Raw genomic sequence first — 25598 nt, forward strand, 5'->3', positions numbered from 1 at the left:
TGCCCAGCGTTCTAGGGCTGCCGGGCGCGAGGAGCAAGAGGCAATGGCGGCAGCGCCCCTGTGGCCTGCAGTTTAGTTTAAAGTGTCTCTTTTAAATGTCCGGCCCGGATGGACGCGGATCGTGCCCATCGCTTCGGGCCGTGGCTTTCCCGCCGGGATAACAAAATCAGGGCTATTCGACGCCGGGAAGGAGCCTCTGCCCAGATGACCACCTCGCCCTAAGCGAAAAATTGGAAACATCAAAGACTCGATAAGGTTGTTTTGATGGGTGCAAATGCACCCTGTGCGAGTTTTTGCTGACGCATGGCAAATACCATTTTCAACAGAGGACACCGGCGATATGGCGAATATTAAAACTGGAACAGACGCAGACGATATCCTTTTCGGAACCGCTTTCGATGATGTGATCGATGGCGGTCTTGGCAACGACACCCTCTACGCGGGAAGTGGCTCTGACAGGCTGACTGGCGGTGCTGGTGCTAACCATTTTGCCTTCCGCTCCGGCGATGGGATGGACACCATCACCGATTTTGTCGATGGACAGGATACGCTGGAAATTCGGGGCGCGGCCTGGTCCGATGTCACGATTTCCTCGGTCGAGGGCGGTACCCTTGTGACCTATGGCGAAGGTGACAGTTTCTTCCTGCAAAACGTCGATGCCGCCAATATCGACCAATCGGACTTTACCCTGGTGGATGCCGATAGCGCCGACGTGATCGAATACAACACGCTTTACGGGCCTCTGAACACCGTCGTGATCGGCGGCACCGGGATCGACACACTGAGGTTTGTCGGCCCCTACAATGCCTCCATCGGTGCGAATGCGCAGCTGATCGACATTGAGCAGATCCAGCTGGGCGATGCGGAGACACCGGGCCATTTGCGGCTTGAGTCTGGCGGCCTCTACAATTTCAGCGCGATTACGTTCCTGGACAGCACCGGCGATATCTTTGTCGATGGCACGCTGGCGACCAAAGTCACCGGCAGTGCCCAGGACGATAGTATCATCAGCAACTCTGGCGACGACACATTGGATGGCGGCCTTGGCGATGACTACATCTGGGGTGATGCTGGCGATGATCGCATCTTTGGACGGGATGGCGATGATCACCTGGTCGGCAGCTCTGGCGGCGACCTTCTCTCCGGCAGCAATGGTAGCGACACTCTGGATGGTGGTGAGGGCCGCGATTCCCTTTACGGGGGCGGCGGCGATGATCTCATCCTGCACGAGACGGCGGACGGGCGCCTGGATGGCGTCGTGAGCGGTGGCTCCGGGATCGACACGCTGAAATTCACCGGCAGTGACAACAACCGCATCAGCGCGGATGCAGAGCTGCGCGGTATCGAGCAGATCCAGCTGGGGGTTGCCGGGCAAGACGAAGGCCTGCGCCTGGAGGCCGGCGGCAGCTATGACTTCAGCGAGATGACATTCCTCTACAGCAACCGCTTCATCACCATCGACGGTATCGAGGCGAGCAACCTTATCGGCAGCGCCCAGGACGATATCATCTCCAGCAACTATGGCGCTGACACGCTGGATGGCGGACTTGGCAATGACTACATCTGGGCCGATGGCGGCAACGATGTTGTCTATGGCGGATCGGGGAGTGACGAGCTGCTGGGCAACTTTGGCGAGGATGCGCTGTTTGGTGGCGCGGGTCATGACAGCCTTGACGGGGGTGTTGGACACGACACGCTGGATGGCGGGGCAGGCGATGACAATCTGCTTGGCGGGGATGGTAACGACGTTCTCACTGGTGGTGATGGCTTTGACTACCTGATTGGCGGTGACGGCGACGATGTGATCAGCGGCGGTGCCGACTTTGACTATTTGGCTGGCGGTACCGGCAATGACATCCTGAGCGGCGGCGTCGGTTTCGATGTCTTCGCCTTTGAGCAAGGCGGCAATGCTGACGTCATCACCGATTTCGAAGTGGGTGTCGACTTGCTGGAAATGCAGGTTGTGACCCAGGGGGACATCACCATTACCTCGGTGGTCGATGGCACGCTGGTTGGCTATGGCGCGGGCGATACGGTGCTGCTTGAAAATGTCAGTGCCTCTGAGCTCAGCTGGGATGACTTCATCTACTTCTGAGCGCCCTGACGGCTGAAAAATGGCGGATGCGCGCAGGTGCATTCGTCACCCCCTTGGCGGCTCCTGTCGCCAAGGCTAAGAAGGGTCTCCCCGCGCCATGACCGCGCCAAGGAAGAGGACCCCGCCCGTGGATACATCGCCCGAGATCAGCGCCCGCATCGCCCAGACCATCGCAACCGAAATCGGCGCTGCCGCCAAACAGGTCAGCGCCGCCGTGCAGTTGTTGGATGAGGGTGCGACGGTGCCCTTTGTCGCCCGCTACCGCAAAGAGGTGACTGGTGGGCTGGACGATACCCAGCTGCGGACCCTGGACGAGCGCCTATCCTACCTGCGGGAGCTGGAATCGCGCCGGGGAACCATTCTCGAATCGATCCGCAGTCAGGACAAGTTGACCGACGATCTGGCAGCCAAGATTGCCAAGGCTGAGACCAAGGCGCAGCTTGAAGATATCTATCTGCCCTACAAACCCAAGCGTCGTACCAAGGCGATGATCGCGCGGGAAAACGGGCTGGAACCATTGGCCGAGGCGATCCTTGCCGACCGCAACCTTGAGCCCGAGGCGTTGGCCGAAGGCTATATCACCGAGGCGGTGGCGACGGTGAAGGATGCCCTGAACGGTGCGCGCGATATCCTGACCGAGCGCCTGACTGAGAACGCCGACCTTCTGGGGCGTCTGCGGGAGTTCCTGCAACGCGACGCCCTGCTGACCGCACGGGTGGTCGAAGGCAAGGAGCAGGAAGGCGCCAAATTCTCTGATTACTTCGATCATCGCGAACGCTGGGCCGATGTACCCTCGCACCGGGCGCTGGCGATGCTGCGCGGCTCGAACGAAGGCGTGCTGACGCTGGATATCGGCCCCGACCCGGAAGAGGGCGTGGCAAAGGCCGAGGCCATGGTGGCCGCGGTTCTGGGGGCTGGCGGCGATGGGCCCGGCGACAAATGGCTGCGCAAGGTCGCAGGCTGGACCTGGAGGGTGAAACTGTCGCTGTCGATGATGCTGGAACTGATGGGCGATCTGCGCGCCCGGGCGCAGGAGGATGCGATCCAGGTCTTTGCCCGCAACCTCAAGGATCTCCTCTTCGCAGCGCCAGCCGGTGCGCGGCCGACCCTCGGGCTGGACCCGGGCATTCGCACCGGCGTCAAGGCGGCAGTGGTTGATGCGACCGGGAAATTGGTGGCCACAGAGACGCTGTATCCGTTTCAGCCCAAGAACGATCTGCGCGGGGCGCAGGTATCGATCCTGAAGCTGATCGCGGAGCACGGAGTCGAGCTGATCGCCATCGGCAATGGTACCGCCTCTCGCGAGACCGAGCGGATGGTGGCCGAGGTGCTGAAGAACCTGCCGGCCAAGATCAAGGCGCCGACCAAGGTGGTGGTCTCCGAAGCGGGCGCCTCAGTCTACTCGGCTTCTGAACTGGCGGCGCGGGAATTTCCCGATCTCGATGTTTCCTTGCGCGGCGCGGTTTCCATTGCCCGCCGACTGCAGGACCCGTTGGCCGAATTGGTGAAGATCGAGCCCAAGAGCATCGGCGTTGGCCAGTACCAGCACGATGTGGATCAGCACAAACTGTCGAAATCACTGGAGGCGGTGATCGAGGATGTGGTGAACGCCGTCGGCGTCGACCTCAACATGGCTTCGGCGCCGCTTCTGGCGCATGTCTCGGGGCTTGGCCTCGGGCTGGCCGAGGCGATCGTGGCGCATCGGGATGCCGCCGGGGCGTTCCAGTCCCGAAAGGAGCTACTGAAGGTTGCGCGGCTTGGCCCCAAGGCTTTTGAACAATGCGCGGGCTTCCTGCGTATCCGGGACGGCAAGGAGCCGCTGGATGCATCCTCTGTGCACCCCGAGGCTTACGGCGTTGCGCGCAAGATTGTGACGGCCTGCGGGCGGGATATCCGTCAGATCATGGGGGACAATACCGCCCTGCGCGGCATCCGCGCCGAAGACTTCGTCGATGAGAGCTTTGGCCTGCCTACGGTGCGCGACATCCTGAGCGAGTTGGAAAAACCCGGCCGCGATCCGCGCCCCAGTTTTGTCACCGCTTCCTTTACCGACGGGGTTGAGGAGATCACCGATCTGAAACCCGGCATGGTGCTGGAAGGTACGGTGACCAATGTCGCGGCCTTTGGCGCCTTCGTGGACATTGGCGTGCATCAGGACGGCCTGGTGCATGTCAGCCAGTTGGCCGACCGGTTCGTGAAGGACCCGCACGAGGTGGTGAAAGCCGGGCAGGTGGTGAAGGTCACCGTGACCGAGGTGGACGTGCCGCGTAAACGGATCGCCCTGACGATGAAAAAGGACGGCGGCGCGTCGGCCCGGGAAAACCGCAAGGAACGCGGCGCTGGTCCGGGGCAGGGGCCGGGCAACCGTCGCGGTGGCAAACCGCCTGCGCGGGGGAAGATGACGGCAGGCCCCAAGGGGAAACCGGCGCAGGATAAAGGTGGCGCCACCGGCGCGCTGGGCGCAGCACTGATGGATGCCTTCAAGAAAACCTGAACGTCGGGTGAAGCCGCAACGCAAAAGGCCGGGCATGTCCCGGCCTTTTCTGTGTCTGTTGACAGTGCTGCGTTGCCCGAGGGCGCGCGCCTAGCCGGTGGTCACATGCAGCCCGTCCGGAGTGATGGCGATCTTCTGGCCATGGGCGATCTCATCCCGGAAAATCTGCGCGATAAAGCTCATAGCCTGTGCCTGCCCGCGGGCCGAGAAGCGGCGCAGCGAGGTAACTCGGGCGCTGTTGTCAAACCCGTTCGCCGCATGGGCCCAGATCAGGGGATGTACTTCGCGCAAGTGGTCGCGGATCAGCCAGCTGGCGGCGCTTGCGATTTCCTGCCGGGGCGTCTGCGGCGTCGTGCCATCCATCTGCGCGCCGCCCAGTGCCACCGCGCAATAGGCGCTGAGAAGGTTCGCCATATCCTGCGAGGGATGGGTGGCCAGGATGTCCTTCAGCCCGTCGATGAAAAACTGCGGATCGACCAGGGCCCCGGCTGCCGAGTCGGTGGCAAGGGCGTCGAAATAGACCCAAGTGTAGCCACCGGAGCCCCAGATATCCTGCGTGCGCGAAGCGGTGCGGCGGGCCTCCAGCTCCAGCGCCGGATAGGAACCGGAGCAGCGTGGCAGCATCTGAAGCCCAAGGGCGCGCATGGGGCGGTGGTTCTGCGGTGCCAGATCGATCAGCCGGGCATAGGCATCGGCCACATGCAGCGTTTCGGCGCGGCGGGCGGCAAAGAGCGCGCAGTCCGCCGCTGCAAGGAAGGCGCTGCCGGGCAGACCGGGCGCGATGCCCGATAGCAGCGTGGCAGCGCGTTCAAAATGGGCGGCGCAGCGCCGTAGGTGTACCTTGGAGACGGTTTCCTCAAGTCCCGGACCTCGCCAGACCCAGCCGATATCGATATGGGCCAGCGCGATCAGCGCGGTCAGATAGGGGTCTTTGCGGTGATCCTTGCGGATGGCCTCTAGTGCCATCACCCCGTCGATAAGCTGCCGTTGATCGCGGGGCTGCCCATCGTTCAGGGCATGTTCCACCGCGTTGACCACATCGGCGCGTGCGCCATAGGCCAGAAGCTCGGCTTCGGGCATGCCGCCGGGAGTGGTGAACCGTGCCTGATCGGCCTCTGCGATCCGGTCCGAGAGCTCCTGCCAGCGCTCTTGTCGGGCAAGGAACTGCCCCTCCTTCTGCAAGGCACAGCAGGCGGTATCCTCGTCGCTCTCAGTGCAGATCGAGATCGACAGGCTATCCTCCGGACGCGCATAGTGGGCCGCTGGCTCAGCGCGCACTGAGGCCGGTGCCGCAACGGCGGTCGTGGCGTCGCGTCGTTTCAGCCGGTCAGGCAGGGAAACGGGGAGGCGGGACAGGATATCCGAAAGTTGAAAGGGGGATCTTGGCATTCTCGTTTCCGGCGAATTGGTACTGCTTCGTCCCTCGCAAACTGATGGCGCATTGCGGCGCAAAAATGGCAGCTCTGGGGAACTGAAGGAGCCGATCTGGAAAAACGGGAGAGGTCCTTTCGAAAAGGTATAATGAACAGGGTAAACCTGTAAAATAATACTAAAAAAGTGAGAAATGATGCCGCTCATGGGCGATGCTGCGCTGATCCAGCGCGTGGGTCAGCTCGGCCACAGGCGGCACGACGGGCTGCGGCAGTCGCAGCTTTTCACCCGTGGTCAGGATCAGAGTTGCGCGGATCGAAAGATCCAGCCGGGTATCAAGCCGCAGCTGCGCGATGCGTGACAGCGGCAGGTCCGTCCGCTCGCCGCCGGTGAACCAGACGATCTGCTCCGCCGTCACATCAAGGCCGGAGCCCGGGTTCTTTACCAGATCGAACAGGCCGGGAATGACCGGCAGGAACAACAGCGCAATCAGCCATGGCGTTGCCTGCGCATAGAAATACAGCCCGGCCAGCGCCGCAAGCCAGGCTGTCAGCGCCAGAACCAGTGCGGGAGACCGCCCCTTCCGACGGAAGTGATAGTCTTCCACGGGGGCGGTTTTCGGCATGGGAGGAGAGTTCCCCTTAGGCATCCAGGATCCGGGTCACCATTTCGGTGGTGTCACGGCTCAGCCCCTCGGTGCCCGCGATCCGCTCCAGCTCCGTCCGGATCAGCGCCTGACGGTCTGCGTCGTAGCGTTTCCAGGTCTGGAAGGCGGCGCACATACGGGCGGTGGTCTGCGGGTTCAGCTTATCAAGGGCGATCAGGTTCTCGGCCAGCAACCGATAACCCGCGCCCGAGGCATGGTGGAACCCGGCGTGATGGCCTGCCAGTGCGCCCATCACCGCGCGGAACCGGTTGGGGTTCTTCAGGGTGAACAATTCATGCTGGGTGAGATCGCGCGCAACGGACGCAGCGGTTTCCGGCGCTGCAGAGGCGATCTGCAAGGCAAACCATTTGTCCATCACCAGCCGGTCGCCTTTCCATTGGTCAAAGAAGGCCTGCGATTGCGCATCACCTTTTTCAGCCTTCAGCAGGCAGGCGAGGGCTGCGTATTGCTGGGTCATGTTGTCGGCGTCTTCATACTGGCGCGCCGCTTGCTGACCGCCGTCAAGCCGGGTCAGAAGCGACAGGATGCGCCCGTTGAGATCCCGCTTGCCGCTGCTTATCGCATCCGGGGAATAGGCGTCTGAAACGCTGGTATCCGCATAAAGCCTGGGCAGGCTGTCGGCGAGTCGCTGTGCCAGGGTCTGGGCAAAGGTTTCCGCCGCATCAAAGATCTTTTGCGGATCCGGCACATGGCCGCGCTCAAACAGGGTCTGGGCGATGTCGGACTGGCTGGGTGGCGACAGTACCAGCGCGCGAAATGCCGGATCCTGGCTGTCGTCGCGCAGCAGTTTCTGTAGCGCATCCAAGTAATCGGCATCCGGCGCGGCGCCTTCGAGCACCATGGCAACCCGCGCTTCGCGGGCAAGCGCATTGCCGGCCTCCCAGCGGTTGAAGGGATCGGTGTCATGGGCCAGCAAAAAGGCGCGCTCGGCGTTGGATGTCTCGCGCTCCAGGATCACCGGCGCCGAGAATTCGCGCAGGATCGAAGGAACCGGCTTTGCGGCCAGTCCATCGAAGGTAAAGCTTTGCTTTGCCCCGGTCATTTCCAACACCCGGGTGGCGCAGACTTCATCGCCGTTCGGACCGAGCAGGCCGACCGCGATGGGGATCACGCGGGGATCCTTTTCCGGCTGACCTGGGGTGGGCGGCGTGCTTTGCTCAAAGGTCAGCGTGTAGGTGCCATCTGCATAGTTTTCCGACACTTTCAGATGCGGCGTGCCTGCCTGGCTGTACCAGCGTTTGAATTGAGACAGATCGCGTCCGGTGGCGTCCTCAAAAACTTTCAGCCAGTCTTCGATGGTGCAGGCCTGCCCGTCGTGGCGGTCAAAATACAGCGTTACCGCCTTGGCGTAATCTTCATCGCCCACCAGACGTTTCAGCATACCGATCACCTCGGCGCCTTTTTCATAGATGGTGGCGGTGTAGAAGTTGTTGATCTCCTGGAACTGCTCCGGGCGCACCGGGTGGGCGAGCGGACCGCCGTCCTCGGGGAACTGGCGGGCGCGCAGGTCGATCACGTCCGAAATCCGCTTGACCGGAGCGGAGCGCATATCGGCGGTGAACTGGGCGTCGCGGAAGACGGTCAGACCTTCTTTCAGGCAGAGCTGGAACCAGTCGCGGCAGGTGATGCGGTTGCCGGTCCAGTTGTGGAAATACTCATGCGCGATGATCGCCTCGATGCGTTCGAAATTGGCATCGGTCGAGGTCTCGGGCGAGGCCAGAACGCAGGAGGAGTTGAAGATATTGAGGCCCTTGTTCTCCATCGCACCCATGTTGAAGTCATCCACGGCCACGATGTTGAAGATATCTAGGTCATATTCGCGGCCATAGACATCCTCGTCCCATTTCATGGACTTCTTCAGCGCCTCCATGCCAAAGGCGCATTTCCCCTCATCCCCCGGGCGCACCCAGATGTTGAGTTCGACCTCCTTGCCGGACATGGTGGTGAAACTGTCGGGATGGTTGACCAGATCGCCCGCCACCAGAGCAAAGAGATAGGCAGGTTTGGGCCAGGGATCGTGCCATTCGGCCCAGCCCGCGCCGCTGTCGGTGGGGTTGCCGTTTGAGAGTTTTACCGGCTCATCTCCTTCGATGCGGACCTTGAAGGTGGACATCACATCGGGGCGGTCGGGGTAATAGGTGATCTTGCGAAAACCCTCGGCCTCGCATTGCGTGCAATACATGCCGTTCGACATATAAAGCCCTTCGAGTGCGGTGTTCCCCTGTGGGGCGATCTCGACCTCGGCCTCCCAGACAAAGGGCTGGTCTGGCACATCGCAGGTCAGACCGCCCTCGGTAAGTGTGGGGGTCACGGGGGCGCCATCCACTGCTGCGCTGATCAGGCTCAGCTGTTCGCCGTGCAGGAAGAATTCGGGGTTTGCCGCGCCGGGCTTCGGGGCAAAGTGGATCCGGCTCAGAACCCGTGTCGCCCCGGGCGCCAGCCTGAAGGTCAGCTCGACGCTTTGCACCTCGAACCCAAAGGGCGTGTAGTCCTTCAGGTAGAATGTCTCGGGCGCGGTTTCGGGTGCGGCATCTTTCATGGCGGGCTCCTGTGGATCTGTGGCGCGGCGCGTTTCCTGCCTGGATTGTTTTGAACCGGCAGGCAGGGGCGCCCGTATCTTGAGCATAGTGGTATGCAATGCAGCCCGGAGCAGCAAGCGCAGAGCGCGCAAATCGCGCCCGGCCCTTGGCGCGGGGCAGCAGACAAGGAGGCGCCGCCCGGCAATGACGACAATCCTGTGGTTCAAGCGCGACCTGCGCATTGAGGATCATCCGGCGCTGGCACATGTGGTCGCCTTGGGCGGGCCGGTCCTGTGCTTATATGTTGTCGAACCGGAATTGTGGCGGCTGCCGGATGCCTCTCTCCGACAGTATGATTTCCTGCGGCAAAGCCTGCCCGGCCTGCGTGAGGCGCTGCGCCGCTGTGGTGCGGATCTGGTTCTTCGTGTTGGAGATGCGGTTGAGGTGCTGGACGGGCTGGCGCGGCAGTACGCTGTCGACCATCTGGTCAGCCATGAGGAAACCGGCAACGGTTGGACCTATGCCCGCGACAGGCGCGTCGCGGGGTGGGCGCGGGCGCGTGGCATCCGCTGGATCGAGTTGCCACAATGCGGAGTGGTGCGCGGTCTGATGGCGCGGGACGGCTGGCAGCGGGCGCGGAACGGTTTCATGGGGCAGGCGCCGGTCAGTGCGCCCGATCACATCGAGGGGATACGCTGCGACAGCGATCCGATGCCTGCGGCCGCAGACCTTGGTCTGATGCCTGACGGGGCTGTCGATGCGCAGCCGGGCGGACGCCGGGCGGGGTTGCGCTGCCTTGACAGTTTTTTGGACCATCGCGGCCAGCACTATCGCCGCGCCATGTCATCGCCTCTGGAGGGGGCGACGGCCTGTTCCCGCCTGTCGCCGCATTTCGCCTTTGGCACGCTCTCCGTGCGCGAGGTGGTGCAGGCCACGAAAGCCCGGCAAGAGGTGGGGCGCAAGGCCGGTTGGTCCGGGTCGTTGAAATCCTTTCAGGCGCGTCTGGCCTGGCGCGATCACTTCATGCAGAAGCTGGAGGACCAGCCCGATATCGAACACCGCTGCCTGCATCCGGCGTTTGAAGGGCTCAGGCCCATGGAGCCGGATGCTGCTCGACTGGCGGCCTGGCAGAGGGGCGAAACGGGGCTGCCCTTTGTTGATGCCTGCATGCGCAGCCTGACCGCCACCGGATGGCTCAATTTCCGTATGCGGGCGATGGTGATGTCGGTAGCCTCTTATCATCTGTGGCTCGATTGGCGGGCAACCGGCCGACATCTGGCGCGCATGTTCACCGATTACGAGCCGGGCATCCACTGGAGCCAGGTGCAAATGCAGTCAGGCACTACGGGCATGAACACCCTTCGGATCTACAACCCGGTGAAACAGGGGCTGGATCAGGACCCCACAGGCGCCTTTACCCGGGCATGGTTGCCGGAACTGGCCGAGGTGCCGGACCGGTTCCTGCAGGAGCCGTGGAAGTGGCAGGGTGCTGGGCGGCTGTTGGGGCAGGCATATCCGGCCCCTATCGTCGATGTGCAGACGGCGGCGCGGGCGGCGCGCGATGCGGTCTGGGCTGTGCGGCAGCAGGACGGATTTCGCCCCGTCGCCCGCCGCATCGTCAAGAAACACGCCAGCCGCAAATCCCCGCGCGCCCGGGGCGGGCAGGTAAAACAGCCTGCGAAGGGCGCTGATCAGCTGAGTTTTGATTTCTGATGGCACGTATGAGGAAGAAAACAGAGCTACCTACGAAAACCTGCCCGGTTTGCGCGCGCCCCTTTGCCTGGCGGCGCAAATGGGCGCGGGACTGGGAGCAGGTCATCTACTGCTCGGCCCGTTGTCGCGGCATGGCAAAGGGCGCATCTGCAAAGAAGATTTGAAACAGCTGCGCTTAAATTGGTAAAAAAGGTTTACCACCCTTGTTGCCGATAGGAAACTTTTCCTGTATCGGGGAAACTGACCAACGTTTACCTGCGAGGAGAGAGCCGATGGCAGACATGAAAGACATTCACGGGATGCAGGTCGCATCCGAGCTGGCTGACTTTATCGAAGCCAAGGCTTTGCCGGGCACCGGTGTCAGCGCCGATGCTTTCTGGGCGGGGCTGTCCGGCCTTGTGAATGGCATGGGCGATGAAAACCGCGCCCTGCTGGCCAAACGCGAAGACATCCAGGGCCGCATCGACGCCTGGCACGTGGAGCGTCGCGGCCAACCGCATGACGCCGAGGCCTATACCGCCTTCCTGCGCGAGCTGGGCTACCTGGTGCCCGAAGGCGATGATTTCGAAATCGAGACCGAGAACGTCGACCCCGAGATCGCCCATACCCCGGGCCCGCAGCTGGTGGTGCCGATCACCAATGCGCGCTTTGCGCTTAATGCGGCGAACGCCCGCTGGGGATCGCTTTATGATACGCTTTACGGCACCGATGCCATGGGCGATCTGCCGACGGCGGGCGGTTATGATGCGGCGCGCGGCGACCGGGTGATTGCCTGGGGCCGGGCGTTCCTGGATGAAACCTTCCCTCTGGCCGCGGGCTCCTGGTCCGATATCGACGCCCTGTCGGTTGCGGATGGTGCGCTGGTTCCGGCGCTGAAGGATGCGGCGCAATTCGCGGGCCACGCCGGAGAAGCCTCGGCCCTGTCGCGAATTTTCTTGAAAAACAACGGGCTGCACGCGATCATCGAGATCGACGCTACCGGTAATATCGGCAAGGGCGACAGCGCAGGCATCAACGACATCACCTTGGAATCGGCGCTTTCCACCATCATGGACTGTGAAGATTCCGTCGCCTGCGTCGATGCTGCGGACAAGGTTCAGGCCTATTCCAACTGGCTGGGCCTGATGAAACGCGATCTGGCCGAAGAGGTCAGCAAGGGCGGCAAATCCTTCACCCGCGTACTCAACGATGACATCTCCTACACCACGCCCGCGGGCGAGGCGGCTGTGCTGAAAGGCCGTTCGCTGCTGCTGATCCGCAACGTGGGCCACCTGATGACCAACCCGGCGGTTCTGGACAGCGCAGGCCGCGAAGCGGGCGAGGGCTTCCTGGACGCCATGATCACCGTGCTGATCGCCATGCATGATCTGAAGTCCGAAGGCGGTAACTCGCTGCACGGCTCGGTCTACGTGGTGAAGCCGAAGATGCACGGCCCCGAAGAGGTCGCCTTTGCGGTGAAGATCTTCGACCATGTCGAGGACGCGCTGGGCCTGCCGCGGAACACCGTCAAGATCGGCATCATGGACGAGGAACGCCGTACCTCTGTGAACCTCAAGGAATGCATCCGCGCCGCCAAATCCCGTGTCGCCTTTATCAATACCGGCTTCCTTGACCGGACCGGTGACGAGATCCACACCTCGATGGAAGCAGGCGCCATGCTGCGCAAGGGCGAGATGAAATCGACCCCTTGGATCGCGTCCTATGAGGATCGCAACGTCGATATCGGTCTGGCCTGTGGTCTGAAGGGCCGCGCGCAGATCGGCAAAGGCATGTGGGCCATGCCTGACCGCATGGGTGAAATGCTGGAGGCGAAGATTGGCCATCCGCAATCAGGCGCCACCTGCGCCTGGGTCCCGTCTCCCACTGCTGCGACCCTGCACGCCACGCACTATCACAAGGTTGATGTGCTGGCGCGTCAGGACGAACTGAAAGCGGGCGGTGCTCGTGGCAGCCTTGAGGACCTGTTGACCATCCCAGTGATGGAAGGGCAGAACCTGTCGGATGATGAGATCGCCAAGGAAATCGAGAACAACGCTCAGGGCATCCTCGGCTATGTGGTGCGCTGGGTCGATCAGGGCGTCGGCTGCTCCAAGGTGCCGGACATCAACAACGTTGGCCTGATGGAAGACCGCGCGACCTGCCGGATTTCCTCGCAGGCGCTGGCCAACTGGCTGCACCACGGCATCGTGGACGAGGCGCAGGTGATGGCAGCGATGCAGAAGATGGCTGCCGTGGTGGATGGGCAGAACAAGGGTGATCCGGCCTATCGTCCGATGGCGCCTGGATTTGACGGCATCGCCTTTCAGGCGGCCTGCGATCTGGTCTTCAAGGGCCGCATCCAGCCCTCTGGCTATACCGAGCCGGTGCTGCACGCCCGTCGGCTTGAGCTGAAGGCGGCTGGCTGACCCATACGATTGATCGGACCGGGGCCTGTCCCCGGTCCTTTTCTTTGAAACACACTCATCAGAAGGAAACCGCAGATGACGATTTCACTCAGACGCGCCCGCACCATCATCCGCAAGGCGCTGGAAAAGGGCCGCGAGCTGGACCTCAAACCGCTGTCGGTGGTGGTGCTGGATGCGGGCGGGCACGTGCAGGCCTTTGAACGCGAAGACGGCGCCGCACCGGGTCGCTTTGCCATCGCCCACGGCAAGGCCTATGGCGCCGTCATGCTGGGCATGTCCGGTTCGGCCCAGATGGCCCGGGCCGAACAGCAGGCCTATTTCATGGCGGCCGTGAACGGTGTCTACGGCGGTCAGGTTGTACCTGTCCCCGGCGGCGTTCTCTTGCGCGACAAGAAAGGCACCGTGCTAGGCGCCGTGGGCGTCACCGGTGATACCTCGGATAACGATGCTGCAGCGGCACTGGCCGGGATCGAGGCCGTGGGGCTGGTCGGCGAAGCCTGATTTGCCGCCTTTGTGCAATGGCGAACAATGATCCGGCCTGTACCCGTTCCGGGGTGCGGGCCGTTTCGTTTTGACGCGGCGTTACCGCAGGATTGCGTTAAAAATCATCGCTTTGTCCCCTGTGCGCACCTGAACAAGCGCCTGCGCCACCCTGACGAGTTGAATGCCCGGCGCTGCGCCGCTAGGGTCACCAAAAGGCAATAACTCGCGAGTGGATCATGGCGCGGCCCAAAGTTGGCATTATCGGCAATTCCTATCTGATGAACGATCAGTACCCCACCCACGCCGGTGGTACTATGAACTCCGAAGCGGTGGCCGACGTGTCCGGCTGCATGCCGCTGCTGATCCCCTCGGATCCGCGTTTCCTGTCGGTGGAAGAACTGCTTGAGACCTTTGACGGTTTCCTGCTGACGGGTGGACGTCCGAACGTGCATCCCAACGAATACGGCGAGGAAGAGACCGAAGCCCACGGCGCCTTTGACCGCGCCCGCGATGCCATCGTCCTACCGCTGGTGCGCGCCTGCGTCGAGCGGGGCCAACCCTTCCTTGGCATCTGCCGCGGCTTTCAGGAGGTGAACGTCGCCATGGGTGGTACGCTATACCCCGAGATCCGCGATCTGCCGGGCCGGATGAACCACCGCATGCCCCCCGATGGCACCCTGGAAGAGAAATTCGCCCTGCGCCATTCGGTAAAGCTGACCAGCGGCGGCGTGTTCCACCGCCTGTTCGGCGCTGAAGAGGTAATGACCAACACGCTGCACGGGCAAGGCATCAAACAGCCGGGCACCCGCATCGTGATCGACGGCTACGCCCCCGATGGCACGCCCGAGGCGATCTATGTCGAGGATGCGCCCGGATTTACCCTCGCGGTGCAATGGCACCCGGAATGGGACGCGGCGAACGACCCCGTGTCGCGCCCTCTGTTCCAGGCCTTTGGCGAAGCGGCAAGCGACTGGGCGGATGGCGCGCGTCCTAAACCGTTGCAGAAGTCGGCCTGATCGGGAGCGCGTCTCAGTCGAACGTGGGGGAGAGGGTGAACGAAATATCCCCTCCCAATCGCGTTGGTCCGCTTTGAGCCCAAAGAAGAATTGCTTTCCGCGGTATCTCGACTCCGCCATCGATTGAACTTGTCAACTCATGGTAGATCATGACGCAATGAGAACGGCGGCGCCCCAAATCAATGCTACTGTCCCGAATACCATTGCCAACACACGATAAGCGACCATCGACACAAAGTGAAACCTTGGCGATTTGTTCGACAGATACCTGTATATAGGGTTGATTTTCAAAGACTTTTTATCACACTGAATCCAAGCAGTCTTTATTGACGTCAAGCATAATATTGACCCCACGAAAAACAAAATGGATCCAAAAGCTAATGTGAAGAACTGGTCCAAGCCGCTCAGATCCTGTTGGTGAAAATTTGCGCAAAACGTACGGAGATCACGTAGTCAGTGCAACCATGCTGGTCGGTTAGGTGCGGATTGTCGACCATCAAGGCTAGCACGCGAAAAAGCCCGCCGGGTCAGCGGAGGGCTCTTCTTATTTATATTCTTGCCACGCCGGATCAAACCAACAGATCGAACTCATGCATCAGCGGCAGGCTGCGGGCGCGTTTGCCGGTGAGGTCGAACAGCGCATTGGCCAGTGCCGGGGCTGCCGGGGGCGTGCCCGGCTCGCCTGCGCCGCCCATGTGGGTCTGGTTTTGCAGCACGGAGACCTCGACCGCTGGCATGGTGTGCATGCGCATGGCGTCGAAATCGGGGAAGTTCTGCTGCTCCACCGCGCCATCCGCAAAGGTGATCTCGCCAAAACAGGCGGCTGACAGACCGTAGGCGAGGCCGCTGAACATCTGCGCCTCGACATTGCGCGGGTCGATGGCGCGGCCGATGTCAGCGGCGATCCAGGCCTTGTTGATACGGATCTGGCCGTCTTCATCGACCACCTCGATCACCTCTGCCACGGGGGTGCCGAAACTATAGGCCAGCGCCACGCCGCGCCCGACGCCCTCGGGCGTTTCGCCGGTCCAGCCGGACATCTCGCGCACCTGTTCGAGGACCTTGGCCGCTGGTTCCCATTCTGCGCGGGCCAGCTCCAGACGGAACTCCAGCGGATCGCGGCCTGCGGCATGGGCCATCTCATCCAGAATGGTGTCCGAAAAGAAGCCGTTGAACGACGCCGCAACCGAGCGCCAGAACCCGACCGGGATCATTGGTTTCACCAGATAGCCTTCGACGCGGAAATTCGGGATCGCCAGCGGTTGGTTGAAGGCGGCATCGACGTGGCCCTTGTCCGGTCCACCCATCGGCAGGCCAAGCATGCGGCCTGCGCCCTCCACCGTGGTGGACTGGGCGGCGATCTTGCCGTGTACCATCACCGCCTTGCCGTCCTTCACCGCCGCGCGATAGCGCGCCACGGCGCCGGGGCGGTAGAAGTCGTGGGTCATGTCTTCTTCGCGGCTCCAGGTCAGTTGCACCGGGGTGCCGCGCATCTGCATCGCGATCTCTACCGCGCGGTTGGTGTAATCCACCTCGATTCGACGTCCGAAACCACCACCCAGATAGGTGGTGTGGACCTGCACGGCTTCCTTCGGGAGGCCAGCAAGGTCGGCTGCGGATTTCTGCACCACTGTCGGACCCTGATTGGGAGCCCAGATTTGCAAGGCGTCACCGGTATAAAGCGCGGTGGCATTCATCGGCTCCATGGTAGCATGGGCCAGATAGGGCAGGCGGTATTCGGCGTCGATGATCTGCGCCCCCTCGGGGAGGCTGTCGACATCGCCATCGTCGCGCAGGACGGAGTTTGAGCTGTCCTCGAATGCGCGGTCGATTTCGGCAAAGATCGCATCGGTGGTTTCAGGGTAGGGAGCGGGCTCCCATGTCACGTCGATCGCATCCACCGCCTGTTGCGCCAGCCAGGTGTTGGTTGCCACCACGGCAACTGCATCGCCCAGATCCAGCACCTTTTCCACGCCGGGCATGGTTTCTGCGGCGCTGGCATCAAAGGCACTCTTTCCGGCGCCAAAATGCGGGCTCTGCCGGATTGCGGCGAACTTCATGCCCTCAAGGCGCACATCGACGCCAAAGCCCGCGGTGCCGGTCACCTTGGGAACCATATCAAGGCGCGGCATGTCCTTGCCGACGTACTTCCACTGCGCCGCCGGGCGCAGCTCGGCATCCTGCGGGTCGATCCCGGCGGCTTCCACCGCCAGATCGGTATAGGGGATTCGGCTGCCGTCCGGGGCGATCACATGGCCGTCTTCGGTATCCAAAAGTGCGCGCGAGGTGCCAAGGCGCTGGGCCGCGGCCTCTTTCAGGGTTTCACGCGCGGTGGCCCCGGCCATCCGCATGCGATCGAACCCGTCTTTCATGGATGAGGAGCCGCCGGTGACCTGCAGGTCGAGGAATTTCGACATATGGCCGACGATCTGCCCCAGCGAGTGCTGGAAGTTGCTGGCGTCATAGCCGCGCCCGGGCAGGGCCTCGGCCATCATGGCGCTGTTGTAATAAGCCTTGGCGGCGGGGCCGTGGATGACCTGCACCGCTTCGGGGCGCACATCCAGTTCCTCGGCGATCAGCGCTACCCAGGAGGTGCGCACCCCCTGACCCATTTCGGCGCGGGGGGCGACCAGGGTCACGCCGGACTGATCCACCATCACAAACGGGTTGAGTGCGGCCTGACCTTCTTTCGGCGACAGGGGATTGGGCGCGGGCTGATGGTACTTGTAGGTGCCAAAGGCCACACCACCAAGGATGGCGGCAGAGCCGATCAGGAAACTGCGGCGGGCGATTTTCTTGAAGCTGGCCATGGATCACGCCTCCTGCATCATTTTGGCCGCGGTATGGATGGCGGCGCGGATGCGGGGGTAGGTGCCGCAGCGGCACAGGTTCCCCTGCATGGCGTCGTCGATATCGCTGTCGCTCGGCGCCGGGTTCTCGGCCAGCAGGCTTGCGGCTTGCATGATCTGCCCCGACTGGCAATAGCCACATTGTGCCACCTGATGATCGACCCAGGCTTGCTGGATTGCAGCCATGGCTTCGGGTGTGCCGACGCCTTCGATGGTGGTGACCTCACCCCAGACATCGCCAAGCGCCACCTGGCAGGAGCGCGTCGCCACCCCGTCGATATGCACGGTGCAGGCACCGCAGGCAGCGATGCCGCAGCCGAACTTGGTGCCCGTAAGGCCGATTTCATCACGCAGGACCCAGAGCAGGGGCACCTCCTGCGGCAGGTCCACCTCGTGGTCGCTTCCGTTGATCCTGAGCGTGGTTGGCATGGGGCTGACCTCTGTTTGTGGATGTTGTGACAAAATGCGTTAATTGTGTCAGCGTGTCAATTGACAAAATCAGGCAATAGTGTCAGTAGCCTTGGGTATGAACCGTCTTACCGCTGATCCCATGTTGTCCGACCCAAAGGCCCAGACCATACTCGAGTCTGCCTGGCAGGCTTTTTCGGCCTATGGGTTCCGCAAAACCTCTATGGACGACATAGCGCGTGGGGCAGGGATGTCCCGTCCGGCGGTCTATCTTCACTTTCGCAACAAGGAAGCGATCTTCACGGCTCTGGTCGAAGCCTATTACCGGCAGGCGCGCGAAGACATCCGCGCGGCGCTAGAGGGAGAGAGCACTCTGGCCGACCGCGTTGCGCATGCCTTTGCCGCCCATGGCGGGGCAACGATGGAGGCAATGATGTCCTCGGCGCATGGCTTGGAGCTGTTCGAGGCTGGTGTGAGCGTCGCGCCAGAGGCCATCGAGGCGGGCGAGGCGGCGCTGGCTGGGGCCTATGCCGACTGGCTGCAGAAAAGAGATCTGCCCGAAGCCGTAGGGACGGCCGAAGAGGTGGCGCAGGTGTTCTGCGCCGCTCTCAAAGGGATCAAGCATACGGCGCCCGACTACCCAACTTACCGCATGCGTGTTTCGCAGCTTGCCGCGCTGATGGCACGGGCGCTCGAAGGCCTTTAATAACAGATGAGCAATCGCGGGGTGTGCTGCAGAAGGAGCAGGAGGCTCCCGCGGCTGACGCAGACCCTGCCTCTGGCAGAGCCCGCTTACAGTCTTGAGCCCGGCGCCGCGCCTATGGCGCGGCGCCGGGCTCAACTGGGCGAGGGTTTCGCATGAAATCCGAGGCCGGGCGGGAGAACTCCCTGACCTGCGGTGGGGACTGGGCCTAGAGTTCGGTGCGCAGGTGCCAGAGTTCGGGGAAGAGCTCCACCTCCAGCATGCGTTTCAGGTAGCTGACGCCGCCGGTGCCGCCGGTGCCGCGTTTGAAGCCGATTACTCGTTCTACGGTGGTCACATGGTTGAACCGCCAGCGGCGGAAGTAATCCTCGAAATCGACTAGTTTTTCGGCCAGCTCATACAACTCCCAATGGGTCTCGGGGGCCTGATAGACAGTGGTCCAAGCCTGCATAACCGCGTCGCTGGCTTGGTAGGGCAAGGAGACATCCCGGCTCAGCACCTGGGCAGGCAGCGGCAGGCTGTTCGACAGAAGCCGCAGGGCCACATCGTAAAGCGAGGGCTGCGACAGTTCATTCTCCAAGAGGGCTGTCACATCCGCATCATGGGCATGGGGGCGCAGCATGGCTTTGTTTCGGTTGCCCAGCATGAACTCTATCAGCCGGTACTGATAGGATTGAAAGCCCGAACTCTGCCCCAGTGAATCCCGGAAATGAGTGTAGTCCGAGGGCGTCATCGTGCGCAGCACATCCCAGGCCGAATTCAGTTGCTCAAAGATCCGCGCCACTCGGGCCAGCATCTTGAACGCCTGCCGGGAATCACCGGCCAGCAGGCAATCGCGGGCGGCGTTCAACTCGTGCACCGCAAGGCGCATCCACAATTCGCTGGTCTGATGCTGGATGATGAACAGCATCTCGTCATGGGCGTCGCTCAGCGGCTTTTGCGCTGTGAGAATCGCGTCCAGCGACAGGTAGTCGCCATAGGACATGCGCCCGTCAAAGGACATTTCGGCGCCGTCCTCGGCCGGGTCAAAGGGAGAGTTAAGAGGGCATTTGCTCATTGGATCTTTCCTGTTCCTTGGTCTTTTATACATCAGGGAAAGGAAAGCGTCCTCCGGTTTAGCCGGCAGCACTGAGCCAGGCGGCGCCAGAGCGCCACCCAGCCCGCAGGCCTGCACAAAGGAAGGATATGCGTCGCCCCACTCACGATCAGGTCACGGCGGCGCGCTGTTTGTAGGCTTCATTGTCCCACAAATCGTTGGTCATCACGTCTTTCACTATCGCCACGGCGGCGCGCACGTCATCGGCGTCGATGTAAAGCGGGGTAAAGCCAAAGCGCATGATGTCCGGGGCACGGAAATCACCGATCACGCCGCGTTCGATCAGAGCCTGCATCGCGGCATAGCCTTCGCGGAAGCTGAAGGAGACCTGACTGCCGCGCTGGTTTCCATCGCGGGGCGAAGCAAGCTCCAACTCGGGGCAGGCGGCTTCGACCTCGGCGATGAACAGATCACAGAGTTCGATGGATTTTGCCCGCAGATCCTGCATGTCGACCTGGTCCCAGATGTCCATCGCTGCTTCCAGCGAGGTCAACTGGATCACCGGTGGCGTGCCGACCCGCATGCGTTCGATGCCGCGGCCTGGCCGATAATCAAGATCAAAGGCAAAGGGCGCCTCGTGTCCCAGCCAGCCAGAGAGCGCCGGACGGGCAACCTCGGCGTGGCGCGGCGCCACATAGATGAAGGCAGGGCCGCCGGGGCCGCTGTTGAGGTATTTGTAGGTGCAGCCGACCGCGAAATCAGCCTTGCAGCCTGCCAGATCCACCGGAAGGGCACCTGCGGAATGCGCCAGATCCCAGACGGTCAGGGCGCCTGCCTCATGGGCCTTGGCGGTGAGGGTCTTCATGTCGTGCTTGCGTCCGGTGCGGTAATCCACCTCGGTCAGCATCAGCACAGCGACATCATCGGTGATGTTCTCGGCAACCGCCTCAGGGTCGACGACGCGCAGTTCATACTCGGCGCCAAGCGATTTGAGCAGCCCCTGCACGATGTAGAGGTCAGACGGGAAGTTGCCGTTGTCCGACAGAACCACCTTGCGGCTCGGGTTCATTTCCAGCGCCGAGGCGACGGCCTGATAGACCTTGATCGACAGGGTATCCCCCATGATCACGTGATCTTCTTCGGCGCCGATCAGCCGGGCGATGCGGTTGCCGACAGCCGTGGATTTCTGCATCCATCCGGCCTTGTTCCAGCCGGTGATCAGCATCTTGCCCCATTCCTCGGTCATCATGTTGGCGACGCGGTCCTTGGCGGCGCTGGGCAGGGGACCGAGTGAGTTGCCATCGAGGTAGATCACCCCTTCGGGCAGGTCGAACATGGCCTTGGTGGCGGCAAAATCGGTCATCGGAACCTCGTCTGGCGGGCTGAAAAGAAGGGCCTGAACTGTTTCAAGCTTGAAGGTTTCGGATTTTGTATCCGATATTCAAAAACCTGTCCAGTGCGTGCGGTATTTCTGTAGGACACGCAAAAACGCCGCCGGAAATCCGGCGGCGCAATCTGGTGCGAGGCTATTGCTGCGATCAGGTCTGGCCGCCGGAGATTTCGATGGTCTGCCCGTTGATGGATTGTGATCCGGGACCGCAGAGCCACATGGCCGCAGCCGAGACTTCTTCCGGCTCGATCAGACGCTGGTGGCGGTTCGCGTGTGTCATGATCTTCAGCGCTTCATCTTCGCTGACACCGGCGCGGGCCGAGATCGAGGTGATGTTTCGCTCCACGATGGGGGTATCTACGTAGCCGGGGCAGATCGCGTTGAAGGTGAAGGCCGTGCCGAGGTAATCCTCGCTCAGCGCGCGGGTGAGGCCGATCATGCCGTGTTTGCTGGCGGAATAGCAGGCACCGCCCTTGAGCCCGCGCAGACCCGCGATTGAGGAAACGGTGATTACCCGGCCCCAATCGGTTTCGCGCATGGATTTCAGACACTCGCGGATGGTCAGGAAGGCACCGTCCAGATTGGTCGCCATCATGTTGCGCCAGAAATCGAGCGTGGTCTTGTGTAGCGCCTTGCCTTCGGCAACGCCGGCATTTGCGACGCAGATCTGGATCGGGCCCCGCGCATCGACGGCGGCCTGGATCTTGGTCACGATGTCGTCTTCGTCGCGCACATCCATCGCCATGGGGTGCAGCCCCTTGGTGGCGACCTCCTCCAGCACCTCCTGGCGGCGCCCGGTGATGGTGACTTCGGCGCCTTGCGCGGCCAGGGCGCGGGCGATGGCCAGGCCGATCCCGGTGCCGCCGCCCGTGACCAGCGCATGTTTTCCTGCCAGCGATGTCGTGTCTTGTGATGTCATGTTGTTCGGTCCTCCCGTGTTTGCGTCCAGCCTAACGGCATGCCGGGGCAGGGCAAGAAAGCCGTCCCGTCACAATTCCGTGTCGGTACTCTTGGGCAAAGGTTTTCCACCGGGACCATTTACAATCATATTCATAAGTGTGAATTATTGCGCAGCTGTTTTGGGAGGACACCATGAAACCGATTTTTTCCGCTGCATTGATTGCGACATTTAGCGCAGGCGCCGCATGGGCCAGCGAGGACATTGCCGATCAGTACCCACAATCCGAGCTGTACTCCAAGCCGGTCGAGGTGATCCCGCATGTGTTTTCCGCCATCGGAGCCACCGCGCCGCCGACCTACGAGAACTCAGGACACAACAACAATTTGTCATTTATCGTGACCGACGAGGGCGTCGTGGTCATCAACGGCGGCGCTTCGGTGCGTCTGGCGGCGGCGCTTCACGATGAGATCAAGGCGGTCACCGATCAGCCGGTGGTTCTGGTGATCAATGAAAACGGCCAGGGCCATGCGATGCTCGGCAATTCCTACTGGGTCGATCAGGGCGTCGATATTTTGGCGCATGTGGATGCGATCGAAGCCTTCACCGAAGAGGCCGATTTCATCCTGCAGGGCATGGAGCGCTACAACCGCGACAAGGCCGAAGGCACCCGGATCGTGACGCCAAACCTAAGTTTTGAGGACAATTACGACCTGACTCTTGGCGGAGTAGAGATCAGGGTCATGCACATGGGACCGGCGCATGACCCGGGGGATACGCAGGTCTGGCTGCCGCAATGGAACATGCTGATCGCCGGTGACATGGCCTTTCATGAACGCATGCTGCCGATCTTTGAAGGGACCTGTACCTCCTGCTGGCTGGAGACCTGGGAGACCAAGATGGAGCCGCTGAACCCGACCTATGTGATCCCGGGGCACGGCCATCCGACCAACCTCGCGCAGGTGCGCCGCTACACCTACGACTACCTCACGGATCTGCGAGCGAAGATCGGCGCCCATATCGACGAGGGTGGTGATCTGGCTGGCGCTTACTATGTGGACCAGGAACGCTGGAAGGGGCTCGATACCTTCGAGGAACTCGCCACCAAGAACGCCGGGCGGGTCTTCGAGGAAATGGAGTGGGAATGACCCCGCACCCGGTCAGCATGCAAAAGTATACGTAGGAAAGCCCGTAGAATTGTGCAGGATCATGCCGCATCCCGGAACAGATTCGCCGTTTTGGGGCCATTTTGGACATTTTGTCCTTTTCTTTGCGCACAACGGCGCCGCGGGCTGGACCTGTCGGCCGGATAAGAGGACTTTGCGCTCGATGAACTTGTACTCTGCCCCGGATATCGCGATGGTGTGCGCCTGATGCGCTGGATTGATATGCCTCCCGTCTGGTTGTTTGCCTGCCTTATCCTGGCGTGGCTGCAGGCCAGTTATCTGCCCTATGGGCTGACCTTTGGCGGGGCGTGGGCGGATTTCCTTGGTGGGATATTGGTCGGGGGGGGCATCCTTCTGATGCTGCTTGCGGTGGTCGAGATGCGGCGCCAGCACACCACCATCATTCCCCACCAGACACCAAGCCGCTTGGTGCAATCGGGGATCTTCAGCCGCAGCCGCAATCCCATTTATCTGGGCGACATCCTGGTTCTGGCCGGGCTTATCCTTCGGTTTGACGCGGTGCTGTCCTTGCCGCTGGTGCCGATATTCGTCTGGATTCTGGAACGGCGCTTCATCGAACCCGAAGAAAACAGAATGCGGCGGACATTCCGTCAGGACTGGGCGCGCTACGAAGGAAAGGTACGCCGCTGGGTCTAAAGTTCATGCGGCGTCGCGGCAAAATGATGCGGCGACGCGGCGAAACGCTTGCGCAAAAATGTTGCGCAGGATAATCAAAATATTTGCGATCCGTACCCGGTGCTTTGCTGGCACGGGCAAGACGAGGGGGACCGACAAGGTGAGAATAGGTACACCAAAGGAAGTAATGAAAGGCGAGGCGCGCGTCGCGATGACGCCGGACTCTGCCAAGCAGCTGCAAAAGCTGGGCTATGACTGCGCCATCGAAACCGGTGCCGGTCAGCTGGCCGGTTTCAGCGATGCCGCCTATGAAGAGGCTGGCGTCGAAATCGTGAAAACCGCAGCCGCGCTGTGGAAGACATCGGATATCGTCGCCAAGGTGCGCATTCCGACTGACACTGAATTGAAGCGGATGACAGCGGGTAAGACGCTGATCTCCTTCTTCAACCCCGGTGGCAACGAGGAAGGCCTGGAACTGGCGCGCTCCAAGGGCGCCAATGTCATCGCCATGGAAATGGTGCCGCGCATCAGCCGCGCGCAGAAGATGGACGCGCTGTCCTCGATGGCGAACATCGCCGGCTATCGCGCTGTGATCGAGGCAGGCAACAACTTTGGCCGCTTCTTCACCGGTCAGATCACCGCTGCGGGCAAGGTGCCCCCGGCGAAGGTTCTGGTCGTTGGCGCAGGTGTGGCCGGTCTGGCAGCCATCGGCGCTTCCACCAGCCTTGGTGCGGTGACCTATGCGTTTGACGTGCGCCCCGAAGTGGCGGAGCAGGTCGAATCGATGGGCGCTGAATTCGTCTACCTCGATTTCGAAGAGGAACAGCAGGACGGTGCGGCAACCGGCGGCTATGCGGCCGTCTCCAGCCCCGAGTTCCGCGAAGCACAGCTCGCGAAGTTCCGCGAACTGGCCCCGGAAGTGGACATTGTGATCACCACCGCGCTGATCCCCAACCGCGAAGCGCCCAAGCTGTGGCTTGAGGACATGGTTGCGGCGATGAAGCCGGGTTCGGTCATCGTCGACCTTGCAGCCGAAAAGGGCGGTAACGTCGAAGGCACCGTGATGGATGAGAAAGTTGTCACAGACAACGGCGTCACCATCATCGGCTACACCGACTTCCCGAGCCGTATGGCCGCGCAGTCCTCGACGCTTTATGCGACCAACATCCGCCACATGATGACCGACCTGACCCCTGAAAAGGACGGTCAGATCGTGCATGACATGGAAGACGACGTGATCCGCGGCGCAACGGTAACTTTCGACAAGGAAATCACCTTCCCGCCGCCACCGCCAAAGGTTCAGGCCATCGCGGCGCAGAAGAAGCCCGAGGCGCCGAAAGAACTGACCGCGGAAGAAAAGCGCGCGCAGGAAATCGCCGCCTTCAAGCAGCAGACCAAGCAACAGGTCACCCTCTTGGTGATCGGCGCAGCGCTGCTCTTGGGCGTGGGGCTCGTGGCTCCAGCCAGCTTCATGCAGCACTTTATCGTCTTCGTTCTGGCGGTCTTTGTCGGCTTCCAGGTGATCTGGGGCGTGGCGCACAGCCTGCACACACCTCTGATGGCGGTGACCAACGCGATCTCCTCGATCATCATCCTGGGCGCGCTGATGCAGATCGGCTCCGGCTCCTTCCTGGTGATCCTGCTGGCAGCGCTCTCGGTCTTCATGGCCGGTATCAATATTTTCGGCGGCTTCCTTGTGACACGGCGCATGCTCGCCATGTTCCAGAAGTCTTAAGAGCGAGGGAAAAC

18 protein-coding genes and 2 pseudogenes are annotated in these 25598 nt (G+C 61.9%); 12 read left to right on the plus strand and 8 right to left on the minus strand.

The window, feature by feature from the left end; translation table 11 throughout:
- Positions 1-340: 340 nt before the first annotated feature.
- Positions 341-2095, plus strand: a complete 1755-nt coding sequence (locus SM765_RS00210) for a calcium-binding protein (RefSeq protein ID WP_274836706.1) — start codon at positions 341-343, stop codon at positions 2093-2095.
- A 127-nt stretch (positions 2096-2222) separates the two neighbouring features.
- Positions 2223-4589 (plus strand): Tex family protein, encoded by a 2367-nt coding sequence (locus SM765_RS00215; RefSeq protein WP_274833495.1) that lies wholly within the window; start codon positions 2223-2225, stop codon positions 4587-4589.
- Positions 4590-4679: 90 nt separating this feature from the next.
- Here the strand turns inward: SM765_RS00215 and SM765_RS00220 are convergent, their stop codons facing one another.
- The 3 genes from SM765_RS00220 to pepN form a co-directional block, all read right to left on the minus strand.
- The gene (locus tag SM765_RS00220) at positions 4680-5978 is read right to left on the minus strand and encodes a hypothetical protein (RefSeq protein ID WP_274833497.1); all 1299 of its coding nucleotides are present in this window, start codon (positions 5976-5978) and stop codon (positions 4680-4682) included.
- A 160-nt stretch (positions 5979-6138) separates the two neighbouring features.
- Positions 6139-6585: a hypothetical protein gene (locus SM765_RS00225; RefSeq protein WP_274836707.1), complete on the minus strand. Its 447-nt coding sequence runs from the start codon at positions 6583-6585 to the stop codon at positions 6139-6141.
- A 16-nt stretch (positions 6586-6601) separates the two neighbouring features.
- Entirely contained in the window at positions 6602-9166 is a 2565-nt protein-coding gene (gene pepN / locus SM765_RS00230; protein WP_368981394.1) for an aminopeptidase N, read from the minus strand.
- A gap of 184 nt (positions 9167-9350) precedes the next feature.
- Between pepN and SM765_RS23055 the strand changes: the two are divergent.
- From SM765_RS23055 to SM765_RS00255, 6 genes and pseudogenes are all read left to right on the plus strand, one after another.
- Positions 9351-9722 (plus strand): annotated as a pseudogene (locus SM765_RS23055) (deoxyribodipyrimidine photo-lyase); the annotation flags it as partial.
- A 426-nt stretch (positions 9723-10148) separates the two neighbouring features.
- A pseudogene (locus SM765_RS23060) lies at positions 10149-10859 on the plus strand (FAD-binding domain-containing protein); the annotation flags it as partial.
- An 8-nt stretch (positions 10860-10867) separates the two neighbouring features.
- Positions 10868-11023: a DUF2256 domain-containing protein gene (locus tag SM765_RS00240; protein ID WP_342456086.1), complete on the plus strand. Its 156-nt coding sequence runs from the start codon at positions 10868-10870 to the stop codon at positions 11021-11023.
- Between the two features lie 117 nt (positions 11024-11140).
- The gene (locus tag SM765_RS00245; protein ID WP_425537294.1) at positions 11141-13264 is read left to right on the plus strand and encodes a malate synthase G; all 2124 of its coding nucleotides are present in this window, start codon (positions 11141-11143) and stop codon (positions 13262-13264) included.
- A gap of 75 nt (positions 13265-13339) precedes the next feature.
- Complete coding sequence (locus SM765_RS00250) at positions 13340-13765, plus strand: GlcG/HbpS family heme-binding protein (RefSeq protein WP_274836712.1); 426 nt, start codon at positions 13340-13342, stop codon at positions 13763-13765.
- Between the two features lie 218 nt (positions 13766-13983).
- Entirely contained in the window at positions 13984-14763 is a 780-nt protein-coding gene (locus tag SM765_RS00255; RefSeq protein ID WP_274836713.1) for a gamma-glutamyl-gamma-aminobutyrate hydrolase family protein, read from the plus strand.
- A gap of 569 nt (positions 14764-15332) precedes the next feature.
- Here SM765_RS00255 and SM765_RS00260 read toward each other — a convergent pair.
- Together SM765_RS00260 and SM765_RS00265 are read right to left on the minus strand one after the other, a co-directional pair.
- Positions 15333-17573 carry a xanthine dehydrogenase family protein molybdopterin-binding subunit gene (locus tag SM765_RS00260; protein ID WP_274836714.1) on the minus strand — a complete coding sequence of 747 codons (2241 nt, stop codon included), beginning with the start codon at positions 17571-17573 and terminating at the stop codon, positions 15333-15335.
- A gap of 3 nt (positions 17574-17576) precedes the next feature.
- Positions 17577-18041, minus strand: a complete 465-nt coding sequence (locus SM765_RS00265; RefSeq protein ID WP_274836715.1) for a (2Fe-2S)-binding protein — start codon at positions 18039-18041, stop codon at positions 17577-17579.
- A 121-nt stretch (positions 18042-18162) separates the two neighbouring features.
- Here SM765_RS00265 and SM765_RS00270 point away from each other — a divergent pair, with 121 nt between their 5' ends.
- Entirely contained in the window at positions 18163-18726 is a 564-nt protein-coding gene (locus SM765_RS00270) for a TetR/AcrR family transcriptional regulator (RefSeq protein ID WP_274838993.1), read from the plus strand.
- Between the two features lie 205 nt (positions 18727-18931).
- Here SM765_RS00270 and kynA read toward each other — a convergent pair whose 3' ends face one another.
- From kynA to SM765_RS00285, 3 genes are all read right to left on the minus strand, one after another.
- Positions 18932-19780, minus strand: coding sequence for a tryptophan 2,3-dioxygenase (gene kynA / locus SM765_RS00275; RefSeq protein ID WP_274831800.1), 849 nt, complete (start codon positions 19778-19780; stop codon positions 18932-18934).
- Positions 19781-19928: 148 nt separating this feature from the next.
- Positions 19929-21122: a kynureninase gene (gene kynU / locus SM765_RS00280; protein ID WP_274836717.1), complete on the minus strand. Its 1194-nt coding sequence runs from the start codon at positions 21120-21122 to the stop codon at positions 19929-19931.
- A gap of 175 nt (positions 21123-21297) precedes the next feature.
- On the minus strand, positions 21298-22068 hold the full coding sequence (locus SM765_RS00285) for an SDR family NAD(P)-dependent oxidoreductase (RefSeq protein WP_274831802.1): 771 nt from the start codon (positions 22066-22068) through the stop codon (positions 21298-21300).
- A gap of 173 nt (positions 22069-22241) precedes the next feature.
- Between SM765_RS00285 and SM765_RS00290 the strand changes: the two genes are divergently transcribed.
- From SM765_RS00290 to SM765_RS00300, 3 genes are all read left to right on the plus strand, one after another.
- Positions 22242-23195 carry an MBL fold metallo-hydrolase gene (locus tag SM765_RS00290; RefSeq protein ID WP_274828848.1) on the plus strand — a complete coding sequence of 318 codons (954 nt, stop codon included), beginning with the start codon at positions 22242-22244 and terminating at the stop codon, positions 23193-23195.
- Positions 23196-23420: 225 nt separating this feature from the next.
- The gene (locus SM765_RS00295; RefSeq protein WP_274833516.1) at positions 23421-23870 is read left to right on the plus strand and encodes a methyltransferase family protein; all 450 of its coding nucleotides are present in this window, start codon (positions 23421-23423) and stop codon (positions 23868-23870) included.
- 139 nt (positions 23871-24009) lie between these two features.
- Positions 24010-25584, plus strand: coding sequence for a Re/Si-specific NAD(P)(+) transhydrogenase subunit alpha (locus tag SM765_RS00300; protein WP_065273088.1), 1575 nt, complete (start codon positions 24010-24012; stop codon positions 25582-25584).
- Positions 25585-25598: the final 14 nt, after the last annotated feature.

Source organism: Pseudophaeobacter sp. 1A09344 (genome assembly GCF_041008745.1).
GTDB classification, from domain to species: domain Bacteria; phylum Pseudomonadota; class Alphaproteobacteria; order Rhodobacterales; family Rhodobacteraceae; genus Phycobacter; species Phycobacter gallaeciensis_A.

Excerpts from the sequence above, each read along its gene's own strand:
- SM765_RS00210 (WP_274836706.1), top strand. The coding sequence starts at position 341 with ATGGCGAATATTAAAACTGGAACAGACGCAGACGATATCCTTTTCGGA.
- SM765_RS00220 (WP_274833497.1), bottom strand. The coding sequence starts at position 5,978 with ATGCCAAGATCCCCCTTTCAACTTTCGGATATCCTGTCCCGCCTCCCC.
- SM765_RS00225 (WP_274836707.1), bottom strand. The coding sequence starts at position 6,585 with ATGCCGAAAACCGCCCCCGTGGAAGACTATCACTTCCGTCGGAAGGGG.
- pepN (WP_368981394.1), bottom strand. The coding sequence starts at position 9,166 with ATGAAAGATGCCGCACCCGAAACCGCGCCCGAGACATTCTACCTGAAG.
- SM765_RS00240 (WP_342456086.1), top strand. The coding sequence starts at position 10,868 with ATGAGGAAGAAAACAGAGCTACCTACGAAAACCTGCCCGGTTTGCGCG.
- SM765_RS00245 (WP_425537294.1), top strand. The coding sequence starts at position 11,141 with ATGAAAGACATTCACGGGATGCAGGTCGCATCCGAGCTGGCTGACTTT.
- SM765_RS00250 (WP_274836712.1), top strand. The coding sequence starts at position 13,340 with ATGACGATTTCACTCAGACGCGCCCGCACCATCATCCGCAAGGCGCTG.
- SM765_RS00255 (WP_274836713.1), top strand. The coding sequence starts at position 13,984 with ATGGCGCGGCCCAAAGTTGGCATTATCGGCAATTCCTATCTGATGAAC.
- SM765_RS00260 (WP_274836714.1), bottom strand. The coding sequence starts at position 17,573 with ATGGCCAGCTTCAAGAAAATCGCCCGCCGCAGTTTCCTGATCGGCTCT.
- SM765_RS00265 (WP_274836715.1), bottom strand. The coding sequence starts at position 18,041 with ATGCCAACCACGCTCAGGATCAACGGAAGCGACCACGAGGTGGACCTG.
- SM765_RS00270 (WP_274838993.1), top strand. The coding sequence starts at position 18,163 with ATGTTGTCCGACCCAAAGGCCCAGACCATACTCGAGTCTGCCTGGCAG.
- kynA (WP_274831800.1), bottom strand. The coding sequence starts at position 19,780 with ATGAGCAAATGCCCTCTTAACTCTCCCTTTGACCCGGCCGAGGACGGC.
- kynU (WP_274836717.1), bottom strand. The coding sequence starts at position 21,122 with ATGACCGATTTTGCCGCCACCAAGGCCATGTTCGACCTGCCCGAAGGG.
- SM765_RS00285 (WP_274831802.1), bottom strand. The coding sequence starts at position 22,068 with ATGACATCACAAGACACGACATCGCTGGCAGGAAAACATGCGCTGGTC.
- SM765_RS00290 (WP_274828848.1), top strand. The coding sequence starts at position 22,242 with ATGAAACCGATTTTTTCCGCTGCATTGATTGCGACATTTAGCGCAGGC.
- SM765_RS00295 (WP_274833516.1), top strand. The coding sequence starts at position 23,421 with ATGCGCTGGATTGATATGCCTCCCGTCTGGTTGTTTGCCTGCCTTATC.